The sequence below is a fragment of the Pyrofollis japonicus genome, assembly GCF_033097485.1.
Taxonomy (GTDB): domain Archaea; phylum Thermoproteota; class Thermoprotei_A; order Sulfolobales; family Pyrodictiaceae; genus Pyrofollis; species Pyrofollis japonicus.
On the sequence record NZ_AP028634.1, the window covers coordinates 1,672,952 to 1,686,378 of the forward strand.

A 13,427-nucleotide genomic window follows, 5' to 3' on the forward strand; every position below is an offset into this window, starting at 1 on the left:
CCTACACCTCTCATGCCTAACCCATTGGTACCATGAACGCGACTATGACTATGAGGGCGAAGACGCTAAAACCTAGGAGAAGCATGAACTGTATACCTTCTTCACGGATCTCGTCGGATCTGCTAAGCACTGGCGAGGCCGACGAGAGAGCTAGGTGAGATTGTATCAGCTTCTCGTCGGCCGTGCTAAGCTTATATGAGGAGCCGAGGATAGGGAGTGCTATCAGGTTTATGTACGTATAGTAGGCTGCTTTCTCGAGATAAGCTAGCGGCGAAACCGCTGCCTCCAATACCTTTGCCGAGGCACTGGCCGGCCTAGAACCATATATCAGTGCTGAAAAGAGGAAGCCCAGTAGCCCCAGGGCTGACGAAACGATAACACCAATGTTACTGAGCCCGGTGATCTCCAAGCCCATAGTATACCTGTATACGAGTACCGAGCCCGGTATGAGCACCATGAAGGCCGCATAGACTGCTTTCTCCCACGGCTCCTCTCTCACAAGCTTCGCCAGCTGGCTCCTCTCCTCTCCGAGAAATGCTAGCCCAAGCCATCTACCGATATAGATTCCTGCAAGCAGGCTATCGGCGAGCAAAACGTACTCGACGGCTTTGCCAGCCCCGCTTTCCACGGCTAGTGTGTGGCTAAGCCACGACCCATAGTAGGGCAATCCTATCTGGGCGAGAGCAGCCATCACGGCAACAACGTAGGCTAGTGGCATGCGTCTCCGAAGCCCGCCCATAGCCTCGAGGCTCGTTGTCCCTAGGTAGTGTATTGCTGGCGCTATAGCTAGGAACAACGCGGCCTTGAACCACGCGTGTACGAAGAGGTGCGCAAAACTCGGGATAGGGCTAGGAAGTGCTGCGAGCAAGAACATTATGCCTAGATTGCTTATAGTGCTATACGCTAGTACTCGCTTTGAATCACTCTCTCTTATCGCCAATAATGCGGCGTAGAGGGCTGTGAAAGCACCCAGGTACAGCAGTGCTTCAGGGAACGAGTCCTCCGCCACTATGGCTGAATGGATTCTCTCCAACAAGTATGCTCCAGCAGCCACCATTGTCGCTGAGTGGAGGAGCGCTGAAACCGTCGTAGGAGCCTCCATTGCCTCTAGGAGCCAGATGTGGAGAGGAAACTGCGCGGACTTAGTGGCTGCTGCAAACACTATGAGCGCGACCACTATGGCTGGCAGGCTCTGGGCAGGAATACCGGCTGGGGCCCCATGGATAATTGAATAGACGAGTGCAACTACTAGGCCAAGATCCCCCGCCCCGGTTATGAGGAGAGCGAGTCTGGCAGCTCTGCGGGCCCGCGGCTTCTCATACCAGTAGCCTATGAGTATGAACGAAGAGAATCCTAGGGCTACCCAGAAGAAGATGAGCGTGAAGAGGTTGTGAGAGAACGCTACTCCTATCATGCTTGCTTCGAACAGGGCTAGTGCTGCATAGTATCTGCGAAAGCCCTTATCTCCCCTCATATAGTCCTTCGAGAACAATATTATCAGGAACGTTATCACGGATGTCAACAAGGCCATTGTAGCCGAGAACTCGTCAACAATGAAGGAGTAGCGTAGCTCCTCCCCACCTACTACCGCGAACAAGCCCATGTCAGCAGAGATACGTGTCTTAGACACAGCAATAACCAGCGTAGTGATGAGGGCTATGAGCGAGGACGCCGTGAGTGCTAGCCATGAGTGCTCCTCCCTCTTGCCTAGCAGGGCTATAGGTATCGATGCGTATAGTGCTAGTACACCTACGAGCGCCAAGCCTATGGGGCTCATTTTCTACCACCTTTCCTTGGAGCTATTAGCCCAGTCTTGCGATGACCATGATAAACAATGACTAGGACAAGGCCCATGATCTCCTCTATAGCTGAGAGAATCATCACAATATAGGGCAACTTTGTCTCGCCAGGGAGGAGGGTGGAGTAAAGCATTAGCCCCGAGGTCATTAACAGGAAGTAGACTATTAGCTTGACTAGATGCTTCACTGTGAGGAGGCCGTATATTGCTACCCCTATTATTATGCCCGCTGTTACCGCGTAGACCGCGTGAATCATTCTGCCCACCTTCGTGCTAGTAGATAGAGTCCAGCCAGTAGGGCGACGAGCATGATGAGCCCTGCTACAAGGGCTTCTTCTTCCGAGAAAAATACGGGCTTGGAGAACTGCTTGGCGTCGCTAAGCGAACAGTATATGGCCCAGGCTATGAGTCCTGCTGGAAGCAGGGCTGCAAGATATTCCCGAGGAGACGCCTTTGGCTCTGCAGCTGGCTCGACAATGCTGGCAGCCAGTAGTATTAGGATTGCGAGACCTCCGACAGAGAGCATGAAGTAGGCTGCAGCTAGGCCTAAGCCCCATGCCCAGTAGAGAAGCACGCTTACAAGCGTGAGCACGTAGACGAGTAGGAGAACAGCCTTAGCAATCTCCCTAACATAGACTATGCCAAGCACGCCGGCCAACAATAGGCCGGCGACAATGCTGACCGCTACCCCTGGTACCGCCACCTTGTCTCACCCCGCTCCTTCTTCTCAGTCAACTCCTTGCTATGGTTAGGGAGGATAACTATGTCCGGGCTATCCGAGACCAAGGCGATGATGGAGGAGAAGTCCAGTGCCGAGGTTGGGCAGACTTCTACGCAGAGCCCGCAAGCCATGCACATGTTTGCATGGAATACTGGTACCTCGCGGACTGAGCCGTTTATCTCGAAAGGTCTAAGCTCTATAACCTTGTTCGGGCATATGTCTCTACATGCTCCACAACTTATACAGCTCTCCGGGTGAGCAAGGTAGACAAAGCCGCGCAGCTGCTCCACATGGTCCCGTGGCAGCTCTTCCTCCGGGTAGCGTAGGGTCTCCGTAGGGCCAAGTGTGTCTCTAAGCATTCTCCTCAAGGGCTTCAACACGGCAGATCACCCAATCAAGGCGTAGATGAGGGCTAGGACAAAGTTGGCATAAGCCAGTGGAACCCACAGTTTCCAGCCCCTGAGCAGGGCTCCTCGGAGGCTGTAACGCGGATAAGATGCGACAATGTAGACTATGAGCAAGGCTAAGAGGAATGCCTTCACGAAGAGCCATGTCCCGTGCGGTAGTGGGGGGTAGCCCGAGTCGCCGCCGAGGTATAGGCTAGCAAGCAGGGTCATGAGTGCGAAGCCTTCCATGCGCTTGGCTAGGAATAGTGCAAGGAAACGGGGCCCGGTGTACTCTAGCCCCCATCCACCTACTACCTCGGTAGGGGCTTCGGGGATATCGAATGGCACTATTTCTAGCTCTGCGAGTATTCCTACGAGTCCTGTTACAAAGCCTATTGGCATTAGTATTGCGTACCATATGCCGTGTATGCCGCGTGATATGTCTGAGATGTTGCTGCTGCGTGAAGCGATTGCAGGCGCTAGTAGGCTCAGGGCTAGGACTATGTCGTAGCTAAGCATTTGTGCAAGGGCTCTATATGAGCCCAGAAAGGCGTACTTGCTTGAAACATACCACGTGGAGACTATGAGTACGACTATGTCGAGTGATAGCAGTAAGAGCACCCATATGAGCGCGTTGCTTAGCTCCTCGATCCCCTTAACGAGGTACGGGATTGGGGTAGCTGTGACTATTGCTAGGCTAAGCCCTAGTAGCAGGAAAGGTGAGATGCCATAGAGTATTCTCATGTATTTTGGCTCCATATCTGGAACTATGTCCTCTTTGACCATAAACTTGAGTATGTCTGCGAATACCTGGAAGAAGCCCGATGGACCTACGTATTTGGGGCCTATTCTCCAAGATACGCGTGCCATTAGCTTGCGCATCGTGTATACACAGAGGTATATGAAGAGTATTGACAGTGCTAGGCCTAGCTGTGATAATTCAAGATAAGGTGTAATATTCATCTCTCAGTCCCCCCTATGCACATGTCCATAGAGTTTATGAACGCGATCGCATCGGATATGGTCATGCCTTTGATTTTCTCGGCTATTAGGTATATCATTTGGATACACGGATTGTTTACCTTGACCCTATAGGGAGTGCTCCCTTTCTTGCTGAAGCCGCCGGTAGAGACTATGAGAAACTGGAACCAGCCTCTCGAGCCCTCAACGATGGAGTATGAGTATCCCCGGCGCAGACTTATCACCGGCTGATCAATGCCAAGGATTCTCCCATAGGGGAGAGTATCGAGAAGGTCTTCAACGATTCTTATCGATTCTTCGATCTCCTTTATGCGGACAAGTACACGGTCATAGCTGTCCCCGTGCTTTCCAAGGGCTATATCGACTCCCACGGCTTCGTAGGGCTCGAGATACGGGTCCCTAGCGCGGAGGTCAAGGGGGACGCCGCTTGCACGGAGAACTGGGCCCGTTATCCCATATTTCATGAGTTCTTCTGGGCCTAGTACCCCGTTGCCTCTGGTTCGTTCCTCGAATATGCTGCTTGACAAGTAGAGGTCATAGTATCTCTTTATTCTCTTTCTTAGCTCGCGGAGATTTCTCTTTGCCTCGTTTATCCAGGAAGGCTTTGCGTCTCTTGCTACTCCGCCAACCCTTACATAGTTGTAGGTTATTCTGTGCCCGGCCAGTTTGTCTAAGAGGTTGATCGCAAGGTCGCGTTCACGAAATGCTAGCACCGGTGCGAGCATTAGGCCGAGGTCGTGGCCGTATGTTGCTAGGAATAGGAAGTGGCTAGCTATTCTGTTTAGCTCAGCTGCTATTGCTCGAAGCCACTCCGCTCTACGGGGAACAAGGTCTCTGACGCCGAGCAGGTTCTCGAGAGCAAGTACATAGGATAATTGCCAGTTAACATTATCCATGAAGCAGACACGCTCTGCGAGTATGAGGCCTTGTTGTGGATTTCTCTTCTCGAAGAGCTTCTCAAGGCCTCTATGAATATACCCTGTTAGAGGCTCAGCATCAACGATGATTTCTCCCCGAAGCCTTACTCTGAACCCCCATGGCCCATGCATTGCGGGGTGCTGGGGCCCCATGCTTAGGTAGATTCCGTCTTCCTCGTCGTAGAGGAATAGTGTCGGTGGAGCCTCGTGCGTGACCCTGGGCTCACTCATCGCCCCCAGCCCCCAATCGGTGTCTCTTGTAGCTCGTACTCTTTGCGGAGTGGGTGCCCGAGTTCTTCTGGTGTGAAGTGGCGGCGAAGCCTAGGGTTGCCGCGGAAGACTATGCCAAACATCTCGTAGGCTTCGGCCTCGTAGAGGTATGCTCCAGGATAGAGGTCAACAATGCTATCCAGCTCCTCGTCTTCGGGAAAAATAACAGATATCATTAATGCTCCTTGCTCGAGGCTATAGAGTAAAACAATGACCTCGAATAATCCTCTCCAATGGATGGCTGAGAGCGAGACGAACATGTAGCCATTCTCTGAGAGAATCTCAATCACTTTATGATAATAGTCTGGGTGCACGCGCAGCATAGGTATACCGCTGGCATCGTAGCCTCGTTCCACAATCGCCTGCTCGAGAATCCTCGGCGTCTCACTCAATGCTACTTCACCTCTTTGCCGTAGATCTTCTTCTGTAGGAGCCGGATCGCTTCAACGACTGCTTCTGCACGGACAGGACAACCAGGCACATAAACGTCGACAGGGACAATCTCGTCAGCTCTCTTAACAGAGCTATAGGAATCGTGGTATGGGCCGCCACCCATTGAGCACGCTCCAACAGCTATGACGTATTTCGGCTCCGGCATCTGCTCATAGATTCTCCTAATAACTTCGGCCACCTTGGCGTTGATAAGCCCAGTTATTACTAGTACATCAGCCCGCCTCGGCGACTCAGCCATCATCGCGCCGAAGCGCTCGAGGTCGAAACGGGTAGTGAAGGCCTCCATTAGCTCAAGAGCGCAACAGCCAGTGCCGAAGACGAGTACCCATAGGCTTCTGCTAACTGCCCACTTAACCACCTTGTTGGCCTGGGGCCTAGAGGCCTCCTCGTCTTCGGGTCTGCGGAGCCTCTTACGCGGTATCGGGAGCAAGTAACGCGGCTTCTGAGCCAAGCATTCATCACCTATCTCGGAGCTGATTATCAGCTTACGAGCCTAGCTAATAGTGCCACAAAGAGCCCAAAGACGATGGGGAGGGAGAAGGCAAGCAAGGCGACGAGTACCTCGTTACCTAGCCCATAGTATAGGCTGGCTAGTACATAAGCGGAGAAAACATCGAAAGCAACATAGAGGACTATGAACGGGAAGTATTGCATCGCGAAGTAGCGTAAGCGTGAGGGAAGAGGCTTAACACCAGACTCATAGACTAGTGTCTTATCGCCAACCCGCCTGGGGGGAGTGGCAAGCCTACCTATAGCTAGAAATATGAGTCCGAGCACGAAGCCAATGGTAAAAGAGGTTAGAAAAACAAATGGGGGGTTAAGGCTCAAACCACTACAACCTCGCTGGTAAAGAATATTGATTAAATTCCTAGCTTCTTCCTCTTCTCGTCGATTATGTCGAGCATTATCTTGGCGGCCGCGTGGGGGTCTGTCTCTATTATTAGCCTTCCAAGCCCGTATTTCTCCGCCTCTTTGGTCAATATGTTTGTTACAACATCGCTTCCATATATCGGCGGAATTACTCCGATGTGTACATCCACGCCTGCTGCGAGGAAGTAGGTGCCTATGCTTACTGCTTTCTCGCTGTACGCCTCTGGGGCGCTGCCTACTACTGGGAGCTGGTTGATATCTACTCCTAATGCGTCTGCTACAGCCCCGAGGAGTACAAGTATCCTGCTATTGTCAACACAGCTACCCATATGTATTACTGGTGGGAGCTTGAGTTCCTCGTAGACTTTTCTTAGGCCTGGCCCAGCCATTTCTGCCGCTTTCTCTGGGATGAGTAGTCCTGCCTTGCCAGCTGCTGTAGCCCAGCACCCGGTACCGACAACTAGTACATCGTTCTTTATGAGCTCCTTGGTTATTGTCACGTGACTATAGTCGTGCTTGACCTTCGGGTTGTTGCAGCCAACTATGCCCACTACTCCCCTTATGTCGCCCCTCTTGACGGCCTCGAGGAATGGGTCGAGAGTGCCTCCGAGATGCTCGAGGAGCGCCTCGACGCTGAAACCTGCCCATAGCTCCATCTTCTCCTTGGGTATCATTACCCTCTCTTTTGCGCGGTTGGGGAAGTTCTCTACGGCTATTCTGACTATTTCTCTGGCTACTTCGTCTGCCTTTTCAGGGGTGAACTCAATGTAGACGGAGCCCGGTATCTTTGCTATCGGTATGGTTGTGATCAGCTTGGTGTGGTAGCAGCGCGCCACGTTAGCTAGCGCTGGCATGATGCATTGTACATCGACAACTGTTGCCTCTACAGCCCCGGTGACTATGGCTAGCTCCTGCTGCAACATGTTGCCTGCCATCGGCACGCCGAGGCGCTGCAACACCTCTATACCCGTACAGCACATTCCGACAACATTGATGCCTTTGGCTCCTAGGTCCTGGGCTAGCTTGACGAGCTCTGGGTCCCTTGCGGCCTCAACTACCTTGGCTGAAAGGAGCGGTATGTGTCCGTGCACTATTATGTTTACATAGTCTTCTTTGAGTACTCCTAGGTTTACGACAGATTTTATCGGCTTCGGTGTGCCGAAGAGGACGTCGCTGAACTCGGTAGCGACCATGCTGCCGCCCCAGCCATCGGCGATGGCTAGCTTGATGCCGCCGAGGAGCAAGTTGAGCGGGTCAGCGTCTACGCCCATGTGTGTGCGGTGCATGACCTCTGTTACTTCCCTATCATATGCTCTCGGCAAGACTCCTAGCTTCTTCCATAGCTCTAGTCTGCGCTTGGTAGCATAGGCCTTGACAAAGGCTGGTACTTCGTCGTCTTGTTTACCGAAGTCTCTCAGAGCTATCTCTGCAACGTCTTTTGCTATCTCCATTATATCCCTGCCTTCGGTGGGCACGCCGAGGCGCTGGGCTATCGCTATTAGTTTCTTCTCGTCAGCTATCTTGTAGTACTTGTTCTTACCTGTCGCTACCTCGTAGAGGACGAGGGCTATCTCTCTGCCATGGTCTATGTGGGCTGCTGCACCTCCAGCAATCATCCTAATGAAGTTCCTTGCAACTATTGTGTCAGCTGTTGCACCACAAACGCCTCTCTGCGGACCATAGCCGAAGGGATCGATGCGGCACGGGCCCATGAGGCAGTTGCGGCAACAGATTCCTAGAAGGCCGAAGCCACACTGGGGCTGCTGCGCGAGTAGACGGTGCCAAGCAGTCTCGATTCCCTCTGCCTCAGCCTTCTCTAAGAGCTGCCTAACCGTAGGGTCTATAGATACTTCCTCCTTGTTTTCTATAGTTCTAGGTCTCTCGTACACGGGGCCCTTCATACGGAACTTCTTGTTACGAGGGGGCCACTTATCGTCTATCCAGGAGGATTTTTCACCCATACATATTCACCTAAACCATGAGGTGAAATGGGTCAAGAAAACTACCACCATCTCGAACTTGGGGCTGGAACAACGTCTTTGTATGTGGCCTTCTTTGCCTTCGGCTTCGGCTCTATAAGCTGGCGTAGAGCCTCGTGGAACTTCTTGCCAACCTCTTGCTCCTTGCCGCGAATAATTTCGCCTAGGTCACCGAACCTTAGCGCACCCGTCGGGCAGGCCTCGACACACGCCGGTGGGAGGCCCTCACGGAGCCTATCCTCGCACATATCACACTTGATGGCAACACCGCGATCGTAATCAAACAGCATTGCTCCAAATGGGCAAACCCTTACACACTGCTTACACCCTATACATGCAGCCTCGTCTATGCGGACGATCCCATCCGGGCCCTTGTATATCGCGCCAACCGGGCACACGTTCATACATGGAGGGTCTTCGCAGTGCATACACTGGACTACATAGGGGAGACCAACTCTCGGAATTGAGAGAACGCGTAGCCTCGGCATCGGCTTTGGCACTTCATGTATTGCTTGGAATAGGTCTTTGCTCTGACTATGCTCTACTGCGCATGCTAGATAACAGTTCCAGCAACCAAGGCACCGGTTAGGATCATAGAAGACGACATAGTTTTTCGGCTTCGCGGGTTCAACAGGGAATGATAGCCTTGATAACGGTGGCCTGGGAAAAGATAGCTGTGGTTGCTGTGCCACCTAGTTACACCGCTTACCTTATAGAGGGGCCTTGGTTCTGTTACGCTTAGTGCATTGCGAAAAACTTTAACCGTGGTTAAGACAGGGTAGTTCATCGGTTCTTCAGCGTCTTTTATACTAGATAAACCTCGTTTATTTGCCTCAGCGAGGGCCTTCTTTAAAGTCCATTATCGCTTGTTTCGTTCTTACATGGTATAGAAAGGTAAGTAGGAATAAAAAATCCCGCAATCCTTGTGCACTATTGGATGTACAACAGTACACTTAGAGAGGTGCACATGTATTGGGTAATAGAGGATTAGTCATTGCCATAATAGTCCTCATAGCTCTCGCAATCATCGCCGTATATTATGCCTCAGAGTCTAAGCATGAAACGAGCCCCGAGAAGCCCGTTGGCTCTTCCGCGTGGAGCCCAAGCACTAAAACAGAGAGTGCCAGTAAGGAGTCTAGAACAGTACAGGGAGCCCTCAATTCTGCAACTGCAAGATCTGTTCCAACAAGTACGGCGATAAGTAGCTATAAGGGACACAAGCAGGTCCTAGTTATCGCTCTAGGCGACTGGGGTGCCCCGAGCCCGTTCCTGTTTTATCCCCGCGGCCCAGGCTACGTCTTAACGAGCTTCATCTTCGACACCCTTGTGTGGAAGGACGAGAAGGGAGTGATCCCGTGGCTCGCGGAGAGCTGGGAGCACCCAGACCCGTATACTTGGATATTCCATCTCCGCCGCGGCGTGCGCTGGCAGGATGGCGCCCCCTTCACTGCCGGGGACGTGGTGTTCACGTTCAAGTATCTAGCTAAGAGGCATTGGGCGTGGAAGAACATAGATCCCTCGCTCATAAGGGAGGTGAGCGCGCCGGATAACTATACAGTCGTGATAAAACTCTCTAAGCCGTACGCGTTCTTTCTAGAAGACTATGCTGCGACTATTTTCATACTGCCAGAGCATGTTTGGAGAAACGTTGACAACCCTTATGTGTTCCGCTCAAGGGAGGCGTTCATAGGCACGGGGCCCTACATGCTTAAGGAGTATGAGCCCGGCAAGGGCTACGTGTTTATAGCCAACCGGAACTTCTGGGGAGGAGAGCCCCGCTTCGACGAGATAGATGTCGTTGCAACGGGGTTTACTAATCCACAGGCCGAGGCCACTGCTCTTCTACGGGGAGAAGTAGATACAGCCGTGTTTATGGGCAAGGCTTACCGCGTCGTAAAGATGCTCAAACAGAGGATGCCGGACATAAGGGTGCAGAGCGGGCCCATGTACTGGGTGCTCTTCCTAGGCTTCAACCTAGACAAGTGGCCCTACAATGAGACAGTGTTCCGGAGGGCAGTTGCCTATGCCCTCAACCTCACAGAACTCATCATAAAGGCGACTGGTAGCCTAGAGGCAGCTGTGCCGGGCTCACCCGGCTACATACCGCCATATAGTAGCTTCTACAACCCAGATATACCAAGGTACCCCTATAGCCCCGAGAAGGCTGAGAAGCTGCTGGACAGCCTAGGCCTAGTAGACCGGGATGGTGATGGATGCCGAGACCTGCCGGGAGGAAAATCCTGGCACCCATTGCTAGTAACAACTACACAGTATACTCAGGAAGCAATACTTGTGAAGGAGATGCTGAAGCACATAGGAGTATGCATAGAGATTAAGACGGTCAAGTCGTATGGTCAGCTAGACAAGCTCGTAAAGCAGGGAGCATACGACCTAGAGATAAATGGTCACGGGGCTACGGGGAACACCCCCACAGCGTTTGTGTGGTTCTTTAGCGGACGCTTCGGCGCTAGATGGGACAACCAGACGTATTGGGAGATAGTGAGGAAGATCGTGTCGGCGAAGAGCATTGAGGAGGCTTACGAGTATGCCAGGGAGGCCCAACGGGTTGTGGCTGAGCAGCTGCCACAGATAGCACTCTATTACCCCAATATATTCGTGGTGACGAGGCCCGAGGCAATCATTAGCTGGTTCTTCACGGCCAGAGGCATAGATGGTGGCATACCACTACCATACAATAAGATCCTGCTAATAGAGACTAAGTAAGCAGGGAGGGAACAACCGCAGACTTGCATACCCGGCTCTTTTTGGACAAAATAGGCATAGGCCTTGGCCAAAGAGAGCTGATAGCATGCCTACAGTGGGCACTAGTATACGTGGGTTAGGAGAACTATGCTGCAAACCCATAGGGCGTGTTGTGCGCGATGAGCCGGTCCCAGAGCAGGTGCCGCGCGGCAGGGAGGCCGTAATAGCTTATGGAGAGGAGCTGATGAAGAGGCGGGCTAGGATAGTATTGGAGAAAGAGTACTGTGAGGGCTTGAGGGGTGCGAGGAAGGGCATGCTCCTATGGGTTATATGGGTGGCTGATCGTGCTCCAGGGGGCGAGGATGCACCAATAACTGTTAGGCCTTTCATGGACGAGGCTCTCCCGGTTACCGGGGTATTCCTCACTCGTAGCCCTGCGAGACCCTGTCCCCTAGGCCTTAGCCTCGTCTACGTCGAGGATGTTGAGGAGTGCAGCCTCGTGGTTAGGGGTATTGACGCGTACCACAATACGCCGGTCCTAGACATAAAGGTGTACAGCCATGGCCTTGATTCGCCGCAGGAGGTGATGCGCCGCGCAAGGAGCGGCGAAGAGCTTGCCGAGACTGCTCGCTGAGCTCGCGGCAGGAGTCCTCGTGGTCGCCTCAGTAGCCTATCTGTCCGCGAGAATAGGGCTAGGCAACCCCTTTGCAGGCCTCGGAGCCTCCCAGGGCCTAGACCCCGCCACTGAGACTGTTCTCCGCCGCGTATATGGGCTCGGCAAGCCCCCGTTGGAGGGATTGCTCTACTTCCTTTCGAGCCTGGCTAGGGGCTCTACTGGGCCAAGCCTCGTCTACGGTAAGCCCGCACTACACATAGCGCTGGGCTACCTCCCCTGGACCCTCCTAGGGATAACGTCGGGCTTCGTGATTGCACTACTCGCCACAGTCGCGTGGATAATCGTCATAGGCCCAAAGGTGCCTAGGCCTATACGTTCTCTCAGCTTCATACCCGGCTACTTCTACGCCGCAATACTGCTCCTCTCCGCGTGGTGGCTTGGCTGGCCCCATCCACTACCAAGCCACGACGCCGAGAAGGTGTCTGCCTACTCCCTCATAGTGTTCATGGCTTCCTGGCCTAGGCTCCTCCACGCACTCGCGGGCATTCTCAGCGACCCTGGAGCCGAGCTGAAGGGCTACGTATCAGCCCTACGCGCCATGGGTGCGTCGGAGCACAGGGTTAACAAGCACTTGTTGCGCACAGTGGCAGCACCCTTCACCGCCTACATGCTCATGCTCCTCGCAATGATTCTTGAGAGGAGCGTGATCATCGAGCCGCTCATAGGGTATACTGGGCTGGGTCGTCTGCTCTACGAGGCAGTGGTCTCTGCTGACCCCATTCTAGCAGCAACAGCGTTTACCACGATAGGCGCGATATCGTACACCATAGTGTTCCTCGGCAGGTTCCTCGAAAACATCCTCGACCCGAGAATGGTGAGGAGGACTTGAAGCCAGTGCCCTTAGCTATCGTTATCGCCGTCTCCCTAATAGTCATTGCCCTCGCCGCCCTTGCTCCACTCAGCTGCGAGGCCGGCAATCTCCCCCTTCAACCGCCTAGCCGGAGCCACCCCCTTGGCACAGACCCTGTCGGGCGTGACGCCCTCTGCCTCGTAGCCAAGGGCGCGGAGGCGAGCATTGAGGCCGGGCTCGCAGCACTCCTAGTCGCCGTGGCGGTGCTCGTGGGCTCCATGTTCGCCGCCGCCCATGCACTGGTCGCGGGAATAGTCGATGCCCTTGCCGCCCTTGTTGCGGGGTTGCCGCGCATGAGCCTACTACTCTTACTAGCCCTCTTCGCGAGGCTGCCTCCATGGGGCATCGGTGTACTAGTAGGGTTCTTGGTCTCGATGCAGGGCGCTAGGGCAGTGGCTGCCAGGGCTAGGCAAGTAGCCGCTATGCCGTACGTGGAGGCCGCTAGGGCCATAGGCGCTTCGCGGGCAAGGATAGTGCTCCGCCACATAGCTCCTAATGCCTGGGCCTCTGCTGCCAGCTACGCGAGCATAGCAGCTACTGCAGCAGTGTACTCCGAAGCGGGGTTCAGCATGCTTGGGCTAGGGGACCCCTCGGAGCCTAGCTGGGGCCTCATGATTGGTCTTGTGCTCTCGACGCCCGGGGCGCTGCTCACCGAGGCTGGGCTTATACAGGTACTAGTTGCGCTCGCCCTCGTAGCTGTTACAGCTGCCTTGCTGCACGCGGGTATTGAGAGGAGCGGGGAGGATTTCGAAACAATTAGGGGATAAAGACTTTATATATGGTTCCCGCTTCTCCTCTGCACAAGCAGAGAAAGGGGCTACAG

Annotated in this window: 15 protein-coding genes; 4 read left to right on the top strand and 11 right to left on the bottom strand. The window is 53.7% G+C overall.

Translation table 11 applies throughout. The features are described from left to right. Positions 1–16: 16 nt before the first annotated feature. The 11 genes from SBG41_RS08780 to SBG41_RS08830 form a co-directional block, all read right to left on the bottom strand. Positions 17–1,777 carry an NADH-quinone oxidoreductase subunit 5 family protein gene (locus tag SBG41_RS08780; RefSeq protein ID WP_317895167.1) on the bottom strand — a complete coding sequence of 587 codons (1,761 nt, stop codon included), beginning with the start codon at positions 1,775–1,777 and terminating at the stop codon, positions 17–19. Continuing rightward, positions 1,774–2,055, bottom strand: coding sequence for a hypothetical protein (locus SBG41_RS08785; protein WP_317895168.1), 282 nt, complete (start codon positions 2,053–2,055; stop codon positions 1,774–1,776). The genes SBG41_RS08780 and SBG41_RS08785 overlap by 4 nt, the downstream gene beginning before the upstream one ends. Further along, the gene (locus tag SBG41_RS08790) at positions 2,052–2,501 is read right to left on the bottom strand and encodes a hypothetical protein (RefSeq protein WP_317895169.1); all 450 of its coding nucleotides are present in this window, start codon (positions 2,499–2,501) and stop codon (positions 2,052–2,054) included. Before SBG41_RS08790 ends, SBG41_RS08785 begins: the two co-directional genes overlap by 4 nt. After that, complete coding sequence (locus tag SBG41_RS08795; RefSeq protein ID WP_317895170.1) at positions 2,483–2,899, bottom strand: 4Fe-4S binding protein; 417 nt, start codon at positions 2,897–2,899, stop codon at positions 2,483–2,485. Before SBG41_RS08795 ends, SBG41_RS08790 begins: the two co-directional genes overlap by 19 nt. A gap of 6 nt (positions 2,900–2,905) precedes the next feature. Beyond that, the gene (locus tag SBG41_RS08800) at positions 2,906–3,868 is read right to left on the bottom strand and encodes a complex I subunit 1/NuoH family protein (RefSeq protein ID WP_317895171.1); all 963 of its coding nucleotides are present in this window, start codon (positions 3,866–3,868) and stop codon (positions 2,906–2,908) included. Then, on the bottom strand, positions 3,865–5,034 hold the full coding sequence (locus SBG41_RS08805; RefSeq protein WP_317895172.1) for an NADH-quinone oxidoreductase subunit D: 1,170 nt from the start codon (positions 5,032–5,034) through the stop codon (positions 3,865–3,867). The genes SBG41_RS08800 and SBG41_RS08805 overlap by 4 nt, the downstream gene beginning before the upstream one ends. Then, positions 5,031–5,465, bottom strand: a complete 435-nt coding sequence (locus SBG41_RS08810) for an NADH-quinone oxidoreductase subunit C (RefSeq protein ID WP_317895173.1) — start codon at positions 5,463–5,465, stop codon at positions 5,031–5,033. The genes SBG41_RS08805 and SBG41_RS08810 overlap by 4 nt, the downstream gene beginning before the upstream one ends. Positions 5,466–5,467: 2 nt before the next feature. After that, complete coding sequence (locus tag SBG41_RS08815) at positions 5,468–5,977, bottom strand: NADH-quinone oxidoreductase subunit B (RefSeq protein ID WP_317895174.1); 510 nt, start codon at positions 5,975–5,977, stop codon at positions 5,468–5,470. 29 nt (positions 5,978–6,006) lie between these two features. Further along, positions 6,007–6,354, bottom strand: a complete 348-nt coding sequence (ndhC, locus tag SBG41_RS08820) for an NADH-quinone oxidoreductase subunit A (RefSeq protein WP_317895175.1) — start codon at positions 6,352–6,354, stop codon at positions 6,007–6,009. 32 nt (positions 6,355–6,386) lie between these two features. Then, a complete protein-coding gene (cooS, locus tag SBG41_RS08825; RefSeq protein ID WP_397470804.1) occupies positions 6,387–8,297 on the bottom strand; it encodes an anaerobic carbon-monoxide dehydrogenase catalytic subunit in 1,911 nt (636 codons plus the stop codon). Positions 8,298–8,398: 101 nt separating this feature from the next. After that, positions 8,399–9,067, bottom strand: a complete 669-nt coding sequence (locus tag SBG41_RS08830) for a 4Fe-4S dicluster domain-containing protein (RefSeq protein ID WP_317895177.1) — start codon at positions 9,065–9,067, stop codon at positions 8,399–8,401. A gap of 280 nt (positions 9,068–9,347) precedes the next feature. On the opposite strand from SBG41_RS08830, the gene SBG41_RS08835 reads away from it, so the two are divergent. From SBG41_RS08835 to SBG41_RS08850, 4 genes are all read left to right on the top strand, one after another. Continuing rightward, positions 9,348–11,099: an ABC transporter substrate-binding protein gene (locus SBG41_RS08835; protein WP_317895178.1), complete on the top strand. Its 1,752-nt coding sequence runs from the start codon at positions 9,348–9,350 to the stop codon at positions 11,097–11,099. Positions 11,100–11,184: 85 nt separating this feature from the next. Further along, positions 11,185–11,712, top strand: coding sequence for a TrmO family methyltransferase domain-containing protein (locus SBG41_RS08840; protein ID WP_317895179.1), 528 nt, complete (start codon positions 11,185–11,187; stop codon positions 11,710–11,712). Further along, entirely contained in the window at positions 11,693–12,583 is an 891-nt protein-coding gene (locus SBG41_RS08845; protein WP_317895180.1) for an ABC transporter permease subunit, read from the top strand. The genes SBG41_RS08840 and SBG41_RS08845 overlap by 20 nt, the downstream gene beginning before the upstream one ends. A 5-nt stretch (positions 12,584–12,588) precedes the next feature. Then, on the top strand, positions 12,589–13,371 hold the full coding sequence (locus SBG41_RS08850; protein ID WP_317896517.1) for an ABC transporter permease subunit: 783 nt from the start codon (positions 12,589–12,591) through the stop codon (positions 13,369–13,371). Positions 13,372–13,427 lie beyond the last annotated feature (56 nt).